Source organism: Paenibacillus amylolyticus (assembly GCF_001570725.1).
Taxonomy (GTDB): Bacteria; Bacillota; Bacilli; order Paenibacillales; family Paenibacillaceae; genus Paenibacillus; species Paenibacillus amylolyticus_A.
The window spans coordinates 192,546-204,142 of the sequence record NZ_BCNV01000003.1 but is presented as its reverse complement, the minus strand read 5'-3'; the positions used below and the strand labels follow the sequence as shown (position 1 = coordinate 204,142).

11 protein-coding genes are annotated in these 11,597 nt (G+C 44.5%); 2 read left to right on the top strand and 9 right to left on the bottom strand.

The window, feature by feature from the left end:
• Positions 1-691: 691 nt before the first annotated feature.
• From PAHA3_RS19095 to PAHA3_RS19065, 8 genes are all read right to left on the bottom strand, one after another.
• Positions 692-1,867 (bottom strand): YhgE/Pip domain-containing protein, encoded by a 1,176-nt coding sequence (locus PAHA3_RS19095; protein ID WP_062836329.1) that lies wholly within the window; start codon positions 1,865-1,867, stop codon positions 692-694.
• 80 nt (positions 1,868-1,947) lie between these two features.
• Positions 1,948-2,379, bottom strand: a complete 432-nt coding sequence (locus tag PAHA3_RS19090) for a MarR family winged helix-turn-helix transcriptional regulator (protein ID WP_062836328.1) — start codon at positions 2,377-2,379, stop codon at positions 1,948-1,950.
• A gap of 164 nt (positions 2,380-2,543) precedes the next feature.
• On the bottom strand, positions 2,544-2,711 hold the full coding sequence (locus PAHA3_RS29950) for a DUF3934 family protein (RefSeq protein ID WP_076333364.1): 168 nt from the start codon (positions 2,709-2,711) through the stop codon (positions 2,544-2,546).
• A 137-nt stretch (positions 2,712-2,848) separates the two neighbouring features.
• Positions 2,849-4,069 (bottom strand): MFS transporter, encoded by a 1,221-nt coding sequence (locus tag PAHA3_RS19085; RefSeq protein WP_062836327.1) that lies wholly within the window; start codon positions 4,067-4,069, stop codon positions 2,849-2,851.
• Positions 4,070-4,101: 32 nt separating this feature from the next.
• Positions 4,102-4,701 carry a TetR/AcrR family transcriptional regulator gene (locus PAHA3_RS19080; RefSeq protein ID WP_062836340.1) on the bottom strand — a complete coding sequence of 200 codons (600 nt, stop codon included), beginning with the start codon at positions 4,699-4,701 and terminating at the stop codon, positions 4,102-4,104.
• Positions 4,702-4,821: 120 nt separating this feature from the next.
• Positions 4,822-5,970, bottom strand: a complete 1,149-nt coding sequence (locus PAHA3_RS19075; RefSeq protein ID WP_062836326.1) for a S1C family serine protease — start codon at positions 5,968-5,970, stop codon at positions 4,822-4,824.
• An 11-nt stretch (positions 5,971-5,981) separates the two neighbouring features.
• Positions 5,982-7,097, bottom strand: coding sequence for a hypothetical protein (locus tag PAHA3_RS19070; protein WP_062836325.1), 1,116 nt, complete (start codon positions 7,095-7,097; stop codon positions 5,982-5,984).
• A gap of 290 nt (positions 7,098-7,387) precedes the next feature.
• A complete protein-coding gene (locus PAHA3_RS19065) occupies positions 7,388-7,804 on the bottom strand; it encodes a VOC family protein (protein ID WP_047840603.1) in 417 nt (138 codons plus the stop codon).
• A 278-nt stretch (positions 7,805-8,082) separates the two neighbouring features.
• Here PAHA3_RS19065 and PAHA3_RS19060 point away from each other — a divergent pair, with 278 nt between their 5' ends.
• Both PAHA3_RS19060 and PAHA3_RS19055 read left to right on the top strand, forming a co-directional pair.
• Positions 8,083-8,838, top strand: a complete 756-nt coding sequence (locus PAHA3_RS19060) for a class I SAM-dependent methyltransferase (protein ID WP_062836324.1) — start codon at positions 8,083-8,085, stop codon at positions 8,836-8,838.
• Between the two features lie 37 nt (positions 8,839-8,875).
• Entirely contained in the window at positions 8,876-9,364 is a 489-nt protein-coding gene (locus tag PAHA3_RS19055; RefSeq protein WP_062836323.1) for an SRPBCC domain-containing protein, read from the top strand.
• 97 nt (positions 9,365-9,461) lie between these two features.
• Here PAHA3_RS19055 and pbp4 read toward each other — a convergent pair whose 3' ends face one another.
• Positions 9,462-11,570, bottom strand: a complete 2,109-nt coding sequence (pbp4, locus tag PAHA3_RS19050; RefSeq protein WP_062836322.1) for a penicillin-binding protein PBP4(5) — start codon at positions 11,568-11,570, stop codon at positions 9,462-9,464.
• Positions 11,571-11,597: the final 27 nt, after the last annotated feature.

Below are 11,597 nucleotides of genomic sequence, written 5' to 3'. Positions count from 1 at the left end.
TATTGAAAAGAGCGATAAGCTCATTTTGAATCTGACGAGATTAAAAATCTCATTTGTGCTCCAATCGATCCAAGCCAAGGCTTGTCTCAACTTTCGCGTTTATTCTGCAAGCAGAATGTTTACTCACTCGTTGTTCAGTTTTCAAAGATCAAACTTATTTCGTTGCCAACCGTCGTTCTCTTCAGCAACTCTTATATATTATCATGTCCGAACCAACTTTGCAAGCTCTTTTTTTAAGTTTCTTTCGAAGCTTATTTCATTCGCTTGCCGCACCGTGTAAACCGTGTTTTCTTGGCCGGATTAATAATATATCACGTATAGATATTAATTACAACACTTAATTTAATAATATTCATTTACTACAGATTAACTACCTTTACTGTGTTGCTCTCCTCTATCCCAGTGTAAAGTTTATTATAGCTTAAATGCCATTCATACATACATCTCATTACTTCTCTGATTGATTTTAAACGTATTAGGCTACATCTCCTCTCATATATTTTAGCTTCATTAATATGCCCAATTTAGGTTGTCCTTTTATCAAGGTCATGCAAGATTACTGTGGGCACTGTAAGTTACCACCATTATAAGTAAAAGTATTATAGAACATAAACAAAAAAGTGATGCACGCATATAACTATACGTGAACCACTTTTTTGTGTGTTATTACATTATATATAGAAAGAAATCCTTAATGCTGTGCCTGTGCTGATGTTGAAGCCGTTATCGTTGTTTGTCCATTACCTACTTTTTGCATGCCAACTCTCAGCAACGTAATTCCCCACGTAATAATCGAGATCAACAGAAGATGAATCATGAATCCACCCACAGCTTCTCCACTATAGATCAAACGCATAAATCCCTGTACCCCATTGGAGGCGGGCAGAAAGTTTCCAATATAGCGGTAGAATGGCGCCAGCATCTCGGCTGGAATGATATTTCCTGCTGTCATCAACTGAAGCGGAACCATCGCTACATTAAATAGAGGTCCTGCATTGCCAAAAAGGGCAAAACTCATTTGTGTAAAACAGATACAAGCCAAACTCACCAACACATGATACAGATACAACGCACCGAAGGAGCTCGCAACATCCGTGAATTGAAGAGCTACTGTATCCACAATTAGAGGAACGATTACTGCTATACACAATAACAGCATTTGCCGTCCCCAGAAGATTTCCCATTTGGAGTGGTTACGCTTCATGATATTCGACGTGATATTGAACTGAATGTTCATAGTCATCGAAGCAATGTAGGTGATAAAACCCAGAATCATGGGCAGCATCGATGTTGCAAAATCACTGACACTATTCGTTTTATTAATTTCAGCCTTCACAGGCCCTTCATTCATCTTGGCCATTGCTTGTCCAATAGCTGCACTCAGTTCATCGCTATTTATATTATCGTTATTAAGTGTCACTTGAACCTTGGATTCTAAAATCCCTTGTCCCATTTGTGCAGTCATTCCAGTCGCAGCATGTTCCACAATGGATTTGGCTACATCGGCATTTCCCTGGTTGATATAAAAGGACAAGCTCGCGTCTGCACCGCCGCCAATCTGGTCAGCGAACCCTTCCGGAATAACAATAACCATTGCATAGTTACCTGCATTCATCTGTTGCTCGGCTTCCTTGGCAGAATCCAGAACATTAACATGGAAAGGCGCGAGCGTTTCAATCTGCTTCTGCACCTCTGTCCCCTGTGTCCCATCTTCGTTCACCAGAGCAACCTGAAGTTGATCCACTCTCTCCGTGGCTTGATGATAACCTGTCATCCAGATCACAACAAATAACAACGGAACAATCAATGCAAAAACCAATCCTATTTTTGTCTGTGGCACTTTAAGAAAATCTTTGAAGCTTCTCATTCGTTCACGACTCCCGTTAATTAAAATTAAAATAATAGCACTACACATATATGCATGTGCACATATTAGGCCAAAAAAATTTATTTCATCTTCTCATAAATGCGATTCATCACATTCATGAATGCTTCAAGCTCTTCAGGGGAGCATTGGGCAAGTGCCTCTTGCTCTTGCTGTTTAGCCTTTGGTGTCAGAACGTTATTCATTTCCAATCCTTCCGCCGTCAAACAAAGCAATACCGCTCTGCGGTCCTGTGGATCTTCTTCTCTCGTCACCAGACCTTTGCGAATTAACTTGTCTATAATTTTGCCTACAGTTGTCTGATCTCGAACGGTTAATTCAGCCAGCTTCTTCTGCGATATGTGACTTCCCGCCTTACTCAATTCATTCAGAACGGCAAATTGTTCCGGAGTAATATCCTGTTCACTCAGATTTCTGGTTGTTGTTTTTTTGTATGCCAGATACGTCCGTGACAAAATCAATCCAAGTGGATTTTCATCCATATTAACAGGCATGCTGATGCTCCTTTCTCTAAATAGTAGCACTACCATCTAATTTGCGTAAGCTCTATATTATTACCATATCTACAATACTGTCAATTTAATTTTTATCTTTTCAAACAAAAAGAGACCCACCCGATAGTCAGGCAGCTCTCTCCTCTGGCATCGTCAAGCCACACTTACTCGGGCTTGCCACTTGAAGTTTCGGTATCGTCCTTCTTCTTCGTACCTTTACTTTTATAAGGCTTCGGGGTACTTTTCGCCCGGTTAGCAGCTGCTTGCCAACGGTTCCAGCCTTTTTTGCCAGTACCACGGCCGGTGCCGCCTTTTCCTTTTGCTTTGCTCATGTTATCACTCCAATAATCCTGTATATGCTTAAAAATGACCGTCCTCGGTAACTTATTATGCAACCCAGCCCATCTAATTCACTTCCAGCAATTCTTATTATACCAAAAATCGATGCTCCTACGTCTTTTCCGCACAATTACATTTCAGCCTTCGGTTGTTTCACCGTTTTGACCCCTCTGAGTACCCGCAGAGATAACAGGAAACAGATCGCCAAAACAGCTGCTGCTGAAACGTAAGGATAGTTAATATTCACATCGAACAGTGCTCCAGCTACGATCGGACCTGCGATATTCCCCAAACTGGTATACGCCGAGTTCAGTCCGGCCACAAAGCCCTGTTGTTCTTGGGCCAATTTGGACATCTGTGTACTGATTGCCGGACGCAAAATGTCCATACCTAGAAAGACGATAAACGTAACGACAAGAATGAGCCAGTACGTATGCACAAACAAGGTCAATAGTACAAATACCGCTACAAACAACAGACAGACCGAAATGACCATCTTTTCACCAAACCGGTTGAGCAACCAACCGATCAGGGATACTTGCACAACCGCACCCGCAATGGAACCAAATGTAATAATGAATGCAATGTCTTTTGTCGTGAAACCAAACTTGTGATCCACAAACAATGAAAATACCGTCTCATAGTTCGCCAAACCAAATGCCATAACAAACACGATGATCAAGCTGAAAAAGTAGGGTTCACGGTACGAATTCAGCAATTGGGATACCATACCCGGAGCTTTGACCTTCACTAAGCCAGGGACAGGTTTACTCTGCTCTCCTGTGCTTCGTGCGGATTCCGGCAAAATAATCAAGGTAATGATCGCTGCCAGCAAACCGGCAACTCCTGCAGCGTAGAACGGTATTCGAATGCCAAAGTCCGCAATGTATCCACCAATTCCCGGACCGATGATGAACCCGGTTGTAATGGCTGCATTAATCAAACCCATACCTTTACCGCGTTCTTCCTCTGTCGTAATATCCGCGGTGTAGGCCATAACTGCCGGGAAGATCATCGCCGCTCCAATACCACCCAGCATCCGGGCTGCGAAGAGCAGCACTGGTGCGTTGACCGCACCGAACATAAACTCAGATACGGCAAAAATCAGCATGCCGCCAACGATAATTTTCTTACGTCCCCACGTATCCGACCATCGACCCGCAAGCGGGGAGAAAAGAAATTGAGTGAAGGAGAATGCCGCTACCAGCAATCCAACCGTGAATCCGGTGATATGCAACAGATCCATATACGCAGGCATGATCGGTACAACCAGACCAATACCCGTAAAAACGAGAAAAATATTAAACATTAACAGCAGCAGTGCGCCCCTGTTCCGTGTTAGTAATGCCATGATTCCATCCTCCGTAGTTGTCAAAATGTTGCTTAATCTTTATCTTTTGCAATCCCGTGCAAGAATACACTAGCGGCCTGACGATATAGAGCGAGAGCCTGATCGGATTCCATGCCCCGTGACATCTGGCTAAGACCAATAATGGTACTTTCCAATATGAGCGCAAGATTATCTACATTGTCTGCTTTGAACTCACCGCTCTCAATGCCTTGTTCGATCATTTGTTTGTTAAATTGAAGATGCCGCTCAAACATCAAGGAGATACGCTCCTCGATATCATTTTCTTTTTTCTCCCCAGTGAAGAACTCATCGGCTGCTTTGGTCAGCGGGTGATTCATGTCATCCAATATCAATTGTTCCGCCAAGCCGTAAATCTTCTCCGTGGAGGTGCGGTAGAGATGTTCTTTGGCCGCCCAACTCGCTTCCCACTCCCGATCCCACTCATCGATTAGATAAAGGAACAGGCCTTCTTTGCTTTTAAAATGGTAATATATATTGCCTTTGCTGCTGCCCGTCGCAGCTACAATATCCTCAATGGACGTTGCTTTATAGCCTTTTTGTACAAAAAGGGCTTTGGAAGCATCCGCAAGTTTCTTCTTGGTCTGCTCGGTTTGAAGTTGTTTTTTATTCATATTCATTCGTTCCACTCCGTCCCATGCATACTGAACATTCGTTCTGTATTTTAACAGATGCATTGAATATAAGCAATGAAAAAGGAGAATCGGCAATTATGCCAACTCTCCTTACCTGATTCATTTCATCTTTTTACCTTGACCATGTAATATTTTCAGTTGACCATTCTCGTAACCAACCTGATACGTAACCTTATATTTCGCCGTTTCATATTCGCCATCTCTACGTTCATCTGCTGTAATGACGGCGGTGACTTCTATCTCATCATTCCCCTTGTCCGACGACGAGACCTCCCCGATAACTACATAATCGGTGTTAAGATACCCCTCACGGAATTTGGCATAAGTTGTGCCGCTTTGCCAGTCACTTCCGAGTAATGCATAGGATTCGACATAGTCACTCAGGTTCAGATAGCTATAGAAATCAGTAACCAATGCCTCGGCTTCAATAGAAGAAGCAGATAGCCTCGAAGTACCTTCACCTACTATTTGGACAGCTTTTGTAATAGACGAAGTATTGGACCATGCCTGCACCTGCTTCAACACACTAGTGATCGGGATGCTAAATCCCAGTCCGGCTTCCTGTTTTACCCCAGTTGAATTAATACCAAGCACTTCACCCGTCTCTGCATTAATCAATGGGCCACCGCTATTACCGTTGGTGATGGGCGCGGAGATTTGGTACATATTCGTATAAATGTACGGTGCAATCTCAAAACTGCGTTCGACACCGCTAATGATTCCCGTTGTTACCGTGTTTTCGAAGCCTAACGGGCTGCCAAGCGCCAGAATCTCATCTCCAACTTCCGCTTTGGACTTCGCAATGGGCAACGGCTGTACTTCTTTCAAATTAGGTACTCTGATCACAGCAACATCCGTTTCTTCCCCGATCCCGATAACCGTACCTTTATATTCCTCATGATTCAACGTACGGATGGTCACTTCCTTTGATCCCTCCACGACATGCGCGTTAGTCACAACATCTCCTTGTTCATTGTATAGAAAACCGGAACCCAATCCACTGCTACTCTCAATCGTAACCACTTTTTTCTGACTCTCTTCAATGATCTGTTTACGCGTTTTCTTCACGATTGTCTTGGAGGCAGACTTCGGTTGAGGGGTTTCAACCTCCTTTGCAGTGACGACAGCCAGTCTGGGACCAACCTCCAATTCATCAGCCGAGTGCTGATGTATCCATAACACGCCTCCTGCCCCAGCCCCGATAATGATTGCACTGGATAGGATTGTACTCCAGGTTCTTTTGGACATTCTAACTCCCCCTACTCCAGATACCATGTTGCACTCGAAACAGATACGTCTGCTGCTTCGTAAACACCATAATAATAAGTTTCAAAATAACCCTGCTCCCCGGTACCCAGTGTGACTGGATACACATATGCATCTGTCTCACCAATATAATCACCTTCCGTGCTATTAATATTGATTATCAGTGCAATTGACCAGATCGGGCGCGTACCCTTGTTAGTTACCATCCCACTAATATGTAGATCACCATAAATATCCAGTTCCGCTGTCAGCTCTACAACACTTACTGCTCCTGTGCGATTTCTCAATTCTTCCTCAGCTGCTTGTTGTTCCGCTAACAAGATCCGTTCTTCTTCCGCTTTCTCAAATGCCTTCTTCTCACGCAATATCTCTTCTCGATACGTTGTCAGTTTAACTTCCTCCGGAGCATAAGACAGCCCTTGATCGACGGTTTGCAGTGCCGCTGTAAAATTCTTTTTCTTCACTTGCTGCTCAGCCTGTTTATAGCTAATCCCGGTCAGTTTATCTACAATCTGCTTCTCTACTGCTTCGGCTTCCTTGCCATTCAAGTTTGATACTGTTTTGAGTTTCTCTGCCAGACCCTCAACCGTTGTCAAAGTATCAATCTCCTTTTTCACCTTCAGTACAGCCAGCGTGACCTTTCTGTTACTTAACGCGGCACGGACTTTGGCAAAAACCGGCTCCTCTCGTTCCTTCAACGCTTTAGATACAGCCTGAATAGTTTTGTCTCCTGCGGACAATTTTCCTGTTTTCAGACTTGTTGAAGCCTCGTTCATCTGATTCATCAGATTGAACGCTTTCGCTGTGATTTGGCGATCCTGTATAAGTGCATCTACATTCGGACGTTTCGCGAGAGCCGTATCCAGGAGTTGCAAAGCCTCTTTGTATTTTCCGTCCAGTGCAGCTTGTTCTGCTTGCAGATGCAGCGCTTTTACCTCTGCGTTTATACCGCTCTCCTGATTATAATAGTACGTCAACAGAGCACCCATTACCGCTGCCAATAGCAGGGGAATGATCCAGCTAAATGTACGACCTTGATTGGCACTTTCTTGCCTTGGTGCAGGTTGTTGTTGCCGGGATAGTGATTCGGCTGGTGCTGTTTCTTTCAATTTGGTGCTACACTTTCTGCACGTGTTATCCCCCGGGCTGTTTTTCGTCCCACATACGTGACAATACACCCTGATCCCTCCATCTAAAAAACATATGTAACCTTTACTCTCTGATACTTCAGCATGTTGCATGCTTCGATTCAAATCGCCAACGTGAATCGACATTTATCATATAGCAAAAAGGTAAAATACACCATATGTTCTATAGATATCACGTTCGAACGAGTCCTACTGGATGCAAAAAAACCTTCCTACTTTAATATAGGAAGGCTCTAGTTATTTTCATTTTGTCACTCCGAAGGAAAAGCACTTAGATCCATATAGGAAACTTCCCACAGGTGATCATCCAGATCTTGAAAACTCCATCCATACATGAATCCATGATCCTGTGGTTCGTTGGATGGTTTCCCTCCTGCATCGAGGGCAGCTTGTACAATCACATCCACCTGTTCACGACTATCTACAGACAGAGCAACGATGACTTCGGTTGTATCGGCAGCATTGGAGATTTTTTTCGAGATGAAGGATTGGAAACGTTCCTCCACCAGAAGCATGGCGTAAATATTTTCTCCGATAATCATACAAGTAGCGGACTCGTCCGTAAAATTGGCGTCAAACTCAAACCCTACTTTGGTAAAGAATTCAACAGATTTCTTCAAATCTTGGACCGGTAAATTGACAAAAATCTGCTTAGCACGAATAGCCACCATGGATCACCTCGAACTCATAGAATAGATTCCACCTCAAAATAACACCTCGCGTATACGCTGTCAATTGAATATAATGGAGACATTCCAACTTGTGAGGTGACATGGATGTTGCTCCGAATGGTTCGAAGTAAATAGACGTCGGGCTGGGTCAAAACGCGTACCAGCTATCAAGGGACACGTCTGTCCATTTGATCCGATTCGACCATTTACAATAGAACGATTTCGCACAACTCTCTTGTCCTATTCAAACAAACTCACATTGGAGGAACATACAAATGAAAAACAAAATAGATTACGCTGACTTTTATGAACGAGTAGGCCGGACGAATGGCTGGAACTTCAGCTCCATAAACGTGATCTCGGAGAAAATCGGATGGAACTTCTATGAGGAAGTTGTTCGCCATACGCGATCATCCGATCTGTTGCTGGATATCGGAACGGGTGGTGGAGAAGCTATTCTGTCCATTGCCCAAGAAGCCTTGTTACTGGTGGGCATTGATCTTGCTCAGGGAATGATTGAAATCGCACAGCATAACCTTCTGGCTGCGGGAGCTCATCCCAATGTACGCTTTCTGCATATGGACGCAGAGAAACTGGCTTTTCCAAATTACTTCTTTGATGTGGTATCCTCCAGACACTCCAGATTCTCTACTTCAGAAGTCTTCAGAGTGCTTGATGAGGGTGGGATATTTCTAACCCAGCAGGTCAGTGAACAAGATAAATCCAACATTTCAGAAGCTTTTGGCCGAGGACAGAGTCTTGGCATTCAACCTGGCACATTGATGGAACGATACAAGCATGAACTTCAAAAAGTAGGTTTCCAGGACATTCAGGCCCGTGAATATAATGTGGTGGAGCATTACGCTACACCCGAAGATTTGATGTTTCTCCTAACCCATGCACCCATCATTCCTGATTTTGGGAAGGTAGAAACTGACTTTGAGCAATTCCAGCAGTTTGTGAAAGAAAATCATGACGAGAAGGGCATTCGTACCAACTCGGCACGCTTCATGATTACTGCAAGGAAATAATGGCCAACCTTATCCTAAAACTATTGGGGGAAACACAATGTCAAAGCAAGTTGAAATCTCTTATCGTTTCGATGCTCCACGTGAACTTGTGTTTACGGCATTTACCGAATTAGAACACCTGCAGAACTGGTGGGGCCCAAAAGGTTGGACATTTGATGTTGCTGAATCAGATTTTCGTTCGGGCGGTGTCTTTCATTACAACCAGAAACCTGCTGACGGCGACACCATGTGGGTTAAATTCACATACAGTGAGATTATTACATCAGAAAAAATTGTTTACACCAGTTTCTTTTCTAATGAGAACGGTGACACTGTACGTGCGCCCTTTGACGAAAGTTGGCCTATGAAAACCCTGAATACCATGACGTTCAGCGAAGACCAAGGGGGAACAACCCTTATAATGACTGTTGCTCCCGTATCTCCGACGGAGGAAGAAATTCAAACTTTCGAGGCTTCACAAGAGATGGTACAAGCAGGATTTACCGGAACATTCGATCAATTAACCGAATACCTAACAAAGATATAATCTATTTGGTGTACCCTTGGTATAGCCGCAAACAAAAAAACACCGTAACCGGTGTTTTTTTGTTATTTATAACCTCACTCTATTTTCTTCGCATACCTTACTCGGCTCCATTGTTTACCTTGTCGGGCATTTCCAACTTCTCCAAGAAAGGCTTTAACTTATCCACGACATAGTGGCTTCCGCCCCGGCCGTTCACCTCTTCAATGATAGCGGATAACAGGAAGGTCGGAGAGTCGGTATCAAATACCACGAAAAATCCGTTCTCTTGACCCTTTTCTCCCTTCTTCGCTTTCAACTCTGCTGTTCCCGTCTTACCCGCGAGTCCTCCAGCGATTGAATTCAAGGAGTGGGCCGTGCCTCCCTGCCGGGAAACGACTTCTCCCAAAGCATCCTTAACCGTATTTGCGGCTTCTGGAGTAATAATCACCTCAGGGTCAGTGCTTTCTTTTCCCTCAATCAGAACAGGCTTCACCAGTTTTCCTTCATTAATAAAAGGTGTAAATGACGTTGCCAGATGAATCGGTGACATCAACATCTCCCCTTGCCCATAGGACGTATCCGCGAGCAACACCTCAGACGACAGATCCAGATTCGCTTCGTTGGCGTATTGGCTCCGCTTCAAATACAATTCATCCAGTCCAAAGTTATCACCAAAACCAAACTTCTGGATCCCATCAATAAACTTAGCGCTGCCCATCTCGATCGCTTCCATGGCAAAGTAAATATTGTCCGAGTACACCAGTGCATCGACCATATTCACCGGAGATAAGCTCTTCACACGCTTGACATAATAACCGCCCCAACTATCGTCTTTGCGCCATTGCAAGCCAGAGATATCATGTGTTTTGTCCGCTGTGGTCACCTTCTCCATCAGTCCAGCTGCGGCTGTAATCGCTTTGAAGGTTGATCCCGGTGCATACCGGGTAGTGACTCTGTTGATAAAAGGAAGCTTCTCATTCGCCGAATATGCATCCCACTCTGCCTGAGTAAGTCCTGTAACCATCTTGTTCGGGTTATAGGAAGGCGCACTGGCCAACGCCAGCAGGTTGCCGTCCGTTGGATTCATCAGTACCATCGCTCCGGCATCTCCTCCGCTGGATAATGTCTGATACAATTTCTTTTGTTGCTTGGAGCTAATCGTCAGTTGCACATCCTGTCCATCTACAGCATCCTTACGAATAAGCTCAGAGCGGGAGTTGCCGGATTCATCCGTGATTTCAATCAGACCGCCACGTTCACCACGCAGCTGTTTCTCCATGGACTGCTCCAAACCTGCTTTGCCGATCCAGTCCTCTGCGCGATAATACCCTTCCGTATCCTTATCCAGATCTTCTTTGGTGGCTTTCCGCACGTAACCAATCAGGTGTGCAGCTGCCTCACCGAGTGGATAATAACGGATTTCTTTGCTTTGCATCGTAACCCCGCTTAAAGACGAAGGTACGTCAAACTCTTCCGTGGAAGCAATCGGGACAAAATATTCCGGTTTCACCCATGTCTGCGCAAGCGCCTTGTGAATGGCATCTTCCGAAACCTGATAATAGCTCGCGATTCGGGCGATCATCTGGTCCGGGTTATCACCAAGTTTCTCAGGTACAATGCCCCATTCGTTCATCGTACCCTTGGTAGCCAGCGGCAAACCATCGCGATCCACAATGTTTCCACGATCCGGGAACAGCGTCCTCACGCGTACCTTACTGCCCTTAATCATGTCAGTCAGAATCAGCGAAGGCTGCCAGTTAATTTGCCAGGTTTTACTCCCGTCTTCAAGCTCCTGCCGCACCAGATTCAGTGTATGCGTCTCACTAACTTCTCCCAAAAAGGTTGTCAGTTGCAGGTCATAATCCACTTCATACGTATCCGGGTTAGTATTCTCTGCAGTTGCCTTGCTGTCATCAGACGCCGTTTCGGCAACATCCACTGGCTTAACTTCCGCCTTGACGGTGGATACTTCCATACCCGAATAGATCGCATTGTATTTCTCAACAAATTGTTCCTTGTTCATGCCCGAGTCTTGCAGCGAAGCAGGCGTCATCAACGTATACAGCTGGTCAAACTCTTTTTTCTGCAGATGCTCTATGTACTGATTCACGGTGGTCTGGGGTTTGGCCTCTGCTTCTTTGTTATTCTGCATGTATAGATACATTCCGATTCCACCTGCAAATAAGATGGGCAGCAGTCCGTACATTAATTTACGTTTGGATTTCATGGTTACATCACCTCTAATATACACTAT

Coding starts and splice junctions, on each gene's coding strand:
- PAHA3_RS19055 (WP_062836323.1), top strand. CDS start 8,876: ATGTCAAAGCAAGTTGAAATCTCTTATCGTTTCGATGCTCCACGTGAA.
- PAHA3_RS19085 (WP_062836327.1), bottom strand. CDS start 4,069: ATGGCATTACTAACACGGAACAGGGGCGCACTGCTGCTGTTAATGTTT.
- PAHA3_RS29950 (WP_076333364.1), bottom strand. CDS start 2,711: ATGAGCAAAGCAAAAGGAAAAGGCGGCACCGGCCGTGGTACTGGCAAA.
- PAHA3_RS19090 (WP_062836328.1), bottom strand. CDS start 2,379: ATGCCTGTTAATATGGATGAAAATCCACTTGGATTGATTTTGTCACGG.
- PAHA3_RS19075 (WP_062836326.1), bottom strand. CDS start 5,970: ATGTCCAAAAGAACCTGGAGTACAATCCTATCCAGTGCAATCATTATC.
- PAHA3_RS19060 (WP_062836324.1), top strand. CDS start 8,083: ATGAAAAACAAAATAGATTACGCTGACTTTTATGAACGAGTAGGCCGG.
- PAHA3_RS19080 (WP_062836340.1), bottom strand. CDS start 4,701: ATGAATAAAAAACAACTTCAAACCGAGCAGACCAAGAAGAAACTTGCG.
- pbp4 (WP_062836322.1), bottom strand. CDS start 11,570: ATGAAATCCAAACGTAAATTAATGTACGGACTGCTGCCCATCTTATTT.
- PAHA3_RS19095 (WP_062836329.1), bottom strand. CDS start 1,867: ATGAGAAGCTTCAAAGATTTTCTTAAAGTGCCACAGACAAAAATAGGA.